At 68.1% G+C, this 6,138-nt stretch carries 5 protein-coding genes and 1 pseudogene; all 6 read left to right on the top strand.

Features of this window, described 5'->3' with window-relative positions; all coding sequences use genetic code 11:
* The first annotated feature begins 194 nt into the window (after positions 1-194).
* Positions 195-830: a hypothetical protein gene (locus ACPXBU_RS29115; protein WP_425760566.1), complete on the top strand. Its 636-nt coding sequence runs from the start codon at positions 195-197 to the stop codon at positions 828-830.
* A 606-nt stretch (positions 831-1,436) separates the two neighbouring features.
* Positions 1,437-2,216, top strand: a pseudogene (locus tag ACPXBU_RS29110) (Hint domain-containing protein); the annotation flags it as partial.
* Positions 2,213-2,578 (top strand): hypothetical protein, encoded by a 366-nt coding sequence (locus ACPXBU_RS29105; protein WP_425760564.1) that lies wholly within the window; start codon positions 2,213-2,215, stop codon positions 2,576-2,578. The pseudogene ACPXBU_RS29110 and the gene ACPXBU_RS29105, both read left to right, overlap by 4 nt.
* Before the next feature lie 259 nt (positions 2,579-2,837).
* Positions 2,838-3,494 (top strand): Uma2 family endonuclease, encoded by a 657-nt coding sequence (locus ACPXBU_RS29100; protein ID WP_425760562.1) that lies wholly within the window; start codon positions 2,838-2,840, stop codon positions 3,492-3,494.
* A gap of 177 nt (positions 3,495-3,671) precedes the next feature.
* The gene (dxr, locus tag ACPXBU_RS29095; protein ID WP_425760560.1) at positions 3,672-4,883 is read left to right on the top strand and encodes a 1-deoxy-D-xylulose-5-phosphate reductoisomerase; all 1,212 of its coding nucleotides are present in this window, start codon (positions 3,672-3,674) and stop codon (positions 4,881-4,883) included.
* A complete protein-coding gene (locus ACPXBU_RS29090; protein WP_393373054.1) occupies positions 4,883-6,133 on the top strand; it encodes a M50 family metallopeptidase in 1,251 nt (416 codons plus the stop codon). The genes dxr and ACPXBU_RS29090 overlap by 1 nt, the downstream gene beginning before the upstream one ends.
* Positions 6,134-6,138: the final 5 nt, after the last annotated feature.

The raw sequence follows: 6,138 nt of genomic DNA, 5'->3' as shown, positions 1-6,138 counted from the left end.
CATGACCCTGGGCTGGGCCACCCCAGGTGAGAAGATGACCCAGCTCCTCGGTGTTGCAACCACCGGTTGAGCCCGCCGGAGGGGCGATTTCCCTCCAAGATCTGTCGCAGGTCCGGTTGGCAACCCCGCGATCCAGTCATGCATGGTGCCGGGGGCGGGGCGGCACCTGACGATCTCCGGGGGAGGAGTCTGTCGTGATCGATAACCGCGCCTACCTGAGCATTCGCTCCCGCTCTGCTGCCACCTTCGATCTCTCGGTGAGGTTGCCCGACCAGGTCTTCCGTGAGGTTGGCGGGGAGTCACTGTTCTGCGAGTTCGATGCGGTCCTCGCCCCGGAGCTCTGGCCGGCGCTCTGTGCGATGGCCCGTTGGCATGGCGACGAACACGTCGAGCTGCTGGTCCTTGAGCCGGATTGCGATGCGTACTACCTGTCGGAGTATCAGTCGTATCCGGCCCTGTCGTTGTCCGTCGCGGCCGGCGAGGACGACTACTGGGCGCTGATTGGTCACGAGGCTGCCAGCGACATCTTCGGTTCGATCGCGATCTCGGCGAACGTCATCGCCGTGACCGGGCCTTCCCGCAGGTGGGGATGCTGGGGTGAGCGGGATCCCGAAGTCGCGGTCTTCCGGGGGTTCCCCACCTCGGCCGTACGCAGCGAATGGCAGGAGCAGTTCGCACCCATGCTGGACGCGGTCGGCGCGCTGCAGTCGTACGTCCCGCTGGCTTTTCCCGGCCGGATCGTCCCGGACGTGTGGGCCGCGACCCTGGCCGCCAACTACGGCGACGGGGTCGTGCCACCCCGGCCGACTGATCAGGACCAGTGCGGCTGACCTTCACCCCGTCGGCCTGGACCGCATTCGTCCAGGCGGCCAAGCGCAGCGCCGAGCAAGCCTCACGACCGGGTCAGCGAGGCCCGGTACGACCCGATGGGTCGGCTCGTCGAGGCCTGGGCGCCCGGCCGTACCCCGTCCGCCTCCCTCGTCCCGGACTTCAAGGCCGAGCACGCGACCCGGCCCGGCAAACCGCCCTACATCACCACCTTCAGCCGCGGCCACGAAGGCAAGGTCCAGACCGCGGTCACCCTCTACGACGGTCTCGGACGTGAGCGGCAGAGCCAGGAACAGGCGACCGGCGCGGGTCGCCTGATCACCGACACGTTGTACGGCAGCTCTGGTGAGGTGTGGCAGACAAACAACGCCTACTTCGCCGACGGCAGCCCGGTCGGCACGCTGTTCACGCCGTTGGCGGACACGACGCCAACCGCACCACGTTCACGTCGATGCGCTACACGTACGACGCGCGCGGCCAACTGGCGCAGGCCACCCACTCCGCCGACCCGACCCGCCCGTGGACCTGGACCTACGACCAGCGGGGTCGGCAGAAGACCGCCACCGACCCCGACGCCGGCACCACCCGGATCGCGTACGACCACCGACTCCTGCCGCAACAACAGCTTCGTTCCGGGCACGAAGGTCCTCATGGCGGACGGCTCCACCAAGCCGATCGAGGACGTCAAGCCTGGGGACAAGGTGAAGGTCACCGATCCAGAGACGGGTCGACTCGAGGTGGAGACAGTCACCGCCGCGATCAAGGGTGACGGTGTCAAGCACCTCGTGAAGATCGCCATCGATACCGACGGGGATCGCGGCAATCGAAGCGCCGAAGTCACGGCGACCGATGGGCATCCCTTCTGGGTGCCGGAGCTAGACGAGTGGGTCGAGGCCGCCGATCTGCGCTCAGGCGAGTGGTTGGCGACCGGCGCGGGCACCCGCGTCCAGGTCACCGCCGTCAAACGGTGGACCACTCCGCGAGCCGTCGTCCACAACCTCACCGTGTCCAATGTCCACACGTACTATGTAATCGCCGGCACTACGCCGGTTCTCGTACACAACTGCACCACCATGTCGGTGCGGGAACTGTCCCAACTTGAGCCGAGCAACCCGGTGAGGAAGGACAAGCTGGAAGGAATGAAGGACTGGTCCCCGGAGAAGCTCAAGGCGGCGGTCGAGACGCCCCTGGACAAGAGCATGATCCTGGTAACGAAGTCCCGCGACGCGGTATTGGGCGGCCACCACCGAATCTATGAGTTGATGCGCCGGGCTGACTCAGCGGAGCACCCGGAAATTGACTGGGATACCCAGATCCCCGTGGATGTGTTTGAGCGAGACCTGCGCCGGCTTCCCGGGGAGAGACGGCAGGAATGGACGGTCGAGTGACCATACCCCTTGACGATCCGGTGATCGGGGCGTACAGGGTGAGTACGCCCCGACTCAAGGCGATCAATGACGAGGCGTGGCTGAACAAATGGACTGGGCGGTGGAGTGACGAGACCACCCTTGCGACGGCGGTCGAAGCGCGTGGTGAGCACGTCATCGTTCCGGCGCTGCTCAACAGCGACTCTCCGCGCTCGTACCGGTGCCATCTGTGGTATCTCGTGGCGGGTCGTAACGAGCGCCGGTGCACCCTCGTCGACGTCTCGGCGACGACGCTGGAGACGCTGCCCAGAATGACTGGACATGACCTGGAAGGGTTGGTGGCACTGCTGGTCTCAGAATTACCGCTGACGTCAAAGGCCTAGTCAATGGCGATGAACTCCCCCGCGGATGCGGCCTTGCGGGAGTGGAAAGAGTCCTCGGCGCACTCCTGTTCAGCGATCGTTTGACGAATCCGGGGGAGTTGGCCTTAAGGCCGAGGCTTGCCCCTCGGTTGAGGGGCAGTTGAGAGACGAACCCATCAGCCTTCCGCCCACCGACGGACACTGTGTGCGGCCAGGGTTTCGCGGGGCTGCGGGACTAGGCTGAGCTGAGCAGGATGGTCCGCTGAGGGGGTGAGCCCGGATGGCCCAGGCAGCGTTCGTGCCGGAGCCGGCGCCGCAGCACACCGAGCCGTCGTTCGACGTGCTGCGGTGGCACGACGAGCCGTGGACCGCGCAGCTCGCCCTCGACCTGTTGCCGGAGACCAACGGCCCCAAGGTTGAGGTCCTGAGCGGAAGCGTGATCGTGACACCACACGCGGGAATCGATCATCAGTCGGTCGAGCGAGAGTTGCCGTACGTGCTGCACCGTGCTGCGCGGAAGGCCGGATTCTGGGTCTATCCGGAGATCAACGTGATCTCCGGAGCTGATCTCTTCATCCCGGACATCGCTGTGTTGCGTAACTCGGGCGGTGGCCGCACCACGGTTGCCATCGCCGAGGCGGTGCTGCTGGGGGAGATCGTTTCCCCGGGTAACCGGCGTAAGGACGTGATCGACAGGCCCCGGGAGTACGCGGCCGTCGGGGTGCCGTTCTTTCTCCGGGTGGACCTGCGCAACCGGGTGCCGACGATCGCCCTGTTCGAGTTGGTCGACGGTGAATACCGCCCGTTGGCCGCCGCCGCGGCGGGAAGCACCTTCGCCATGCGGGAGCCGTTCGAGTTCGCCATCGACCCGGCCGAACTGCTCGACGAGGAAGCGTCAGATCCGACGCCCACCGACTCGGCCGACGACCTGGCGTGATCGACACGGTTTCGTTGAAGTTGGGGTGTCCGGGTGCCGGGGATAGCCCGGTTTCCTGGAAGGCGAGTCGATCAAGGGTCGGCGGCGGGCGGCGCTCGGCGCGAGGTGCGGAACAGGTGGGCGGGGAGGGTTGAGGCTCCCAGCGGGTGTTCAGTGACCGTGGGGGAGAATGGGCGCGTGACTTCCCCCCGCGACCTCGTCCTGCTCGGGTCCACCGGTTCGATCGGCACGCAGGCCATCGACATCGTCCGGCGCAACCCGGACCGGTTCCGGGTGGTCGCGGTGGGTGCGGGCGGCGGCAACGTCGAGCTGCTCGCCGCGCAGGCCCTCGAACTGGGCGTCGAGGCGGTCGGGGTGGCCAAGGCGTCCGCCGCGCAGGATCTGCAACTCGCGTTCTACGCCGAGGCGAGCCGGCGTGGGTGGGCCACCGGAGACTTCAAGCTTCCCAAGATCGTGGCCGGGCCGGACGCCATGACCGAGCTGGCCCAGTGGCCGTGCGACATCGTGCTCAACGGGGTGGTCGGCTCGCTGGGCCTCGCTCCTACGCTGGCCGCGCTGCGAGGTGGTCGTACCCTCGCGTTGGCCAACAAGGAGTCGCTCGTGGCCGGCGGCCCGCTGGTCAGGGCCGCGGTGACGCGGCCGGGGCAGATCGTTCCGGTCGACTCGGAGCACTCGGCGTTGGCGCAGTGCCTGCGGTCCGGGTCGCGCGGCGAGGTGCGCCGGTTGATCGTCACGGCCAGCGGCGGCCCGTTCCGGGGTCGGGGGCGCGACGAGTTGACGCAGGTCACACCGGAGCAGGCGCTCGCCCACCCGACGTGGAACATGGGCCCGGTCGTCACGATCAACTCGGCGACCATGGTCAACAAGGCGCTTGAGGTGATCGAGGCGCACGAGTTGTTCGACGTGCCGTACGCCGACATCACCGTGATGGTGCACCCGCAATCGGTGATCCACTCGATGGTCGAGTTCGTCGACGGGTCGACGATCGCCCAGGCCAGCCCACCGGACATGCGGCTGCCCATCGCGCTCGGCATCGGCTGGCCGGACCGGGTGCCGGAGGCCGCCACCGCCGTCGACTGGACGGCCGCGCACACCTGGGAGTTCGCTCCGCTTGACGACGTCGCGTTCCCGGCCGTCGCCCTGGCCAAGGCCGCCGGGGAGGCCGGGCGCTGCCGCCCGGCGATCTACAACGCGGCGAACGAGGAGTGCGTGGCGGCGTTCGTCGCGGGCCGACTGCCGTTCCTCGGCATCGTCGACACCCTCGAGCGCGTGCTGGAGGACGCTCCGGACTTCGACGAACCAGGTACCGTCGACGACGTGCTCGCGGCCGAGTCGTGGGCACGCGCGCACGCGCAGGAGATCATCGCGGGTTCGGTGGAAGGAGCTTGATGTCGTACCTGCTCGGGGTGGTCCTCTTCGCCCTGGCCATCCTCGTCTCGGTAAGTCTGCACGAGGCGGGGCACCTGCTGACCGCCAAGATGTTCGGGATGAAGGTCACCAAGTACTTCGTCGGCTTCGGCCCCACCATCTGGTCGTTCCGGCGGGGTGAGACCGAGTACGGCCTCAAGGGCATCCCCCTCGGCGGCTTCTGCAAGATCGTCGGGATGACGCCGCAGGACGACGACGTCGAGCCGGGCGACGAGTCGCGCGTGATGTGGCGCTACCCGGTGTGGAAGCGCACGATCGTGATGGCCGCCGGGTCGATCACCCACTTCGCGCTCGCCCTGGTCACGATCTGGATCCTCGCCGTCTCCGCAGGCCTGCCCAACCCCGACTTCCCGACCACCGAGGGGCAGGCCCGCCAGGAGCCCGCCGTCATCCAGCTCAGCCAGTGCGTGGTGCCGGAGAACGCGGTGCGGGAGTGCACGTCCGCCGACGCGGCCAGCCCGGCGGCCCAGGCGCAACTGCGCAACGGTGACCGGATCACCTCGATCAACGGCACCCCGGTCGGCAACTACGGCGACCTGCTCACCACCCTGCGCACGCTCAAGCCGGGGGAGACCGCGCAGATCCAGTACGTCCGTGACGGGCAGCCGGGCAGCGCCAGCACGGTGCTCGCGCAGACCCAGCGTCCGCCGCTGGACAACCCGAGCGGCGCCGCCGCGCCGGTGGCCGCGCTCGGCGTCGGGCTCGTCCCCAGCACGCCCACCCGCGTGACGTACGGCCCGGTCGGCGCCTTCGGCGCCACCGCCGACTTCACGGGTGACCTGGCCGTCGGCACCGCCCAGGCGCTCAAACGCCTCCCGCAGAAGGTCCCCGCCCTGTGGACCGCCCTCACCGGCGGCGAACGGGACGCCGACACCCCGATCAGTGTGGTCGGCGCCAGCCGGCTCGGCGGCGAGGCGGTGGAGAACAACGCCTGGCTCGTCTTCTTCATGCTCTTCGTGTCGCTGAACTTCTTCATCGGCGTGTTCAACCTGCTGCCGCTGCTCCCGGTGGACGGCGGCCACATCGCCATCGCCTGGTTCGAACGGGCCCGCTCCTGGGTCTACGCGCGCATCGGCCGGACCGACCCCGGCCGGGTGGACTACCTCAAACTGATGCCCTTCACGTACGTGGTGATCCTGATCGGTGGCGCGTTCACGCTGCTGACCATCGCCGCGGACGTCGTCAACCCCATCACGCTCTTCTCAAGGTGAGTGCC

Source organism: Micromonospora sp. DT231, assembly GCF_049847025.1.
Classification (GTDB): domain Bacteria; phylum Actinomycetota; class Actinomycetes; order Mycobacteriales; family Micromonosporaceae; genus Micromonospora.
The sequence above is the reverse complement of the archived record's forward strand: the minus strand, read 5'-3'. Positions and strand labels throughout refer to the sequence as shown.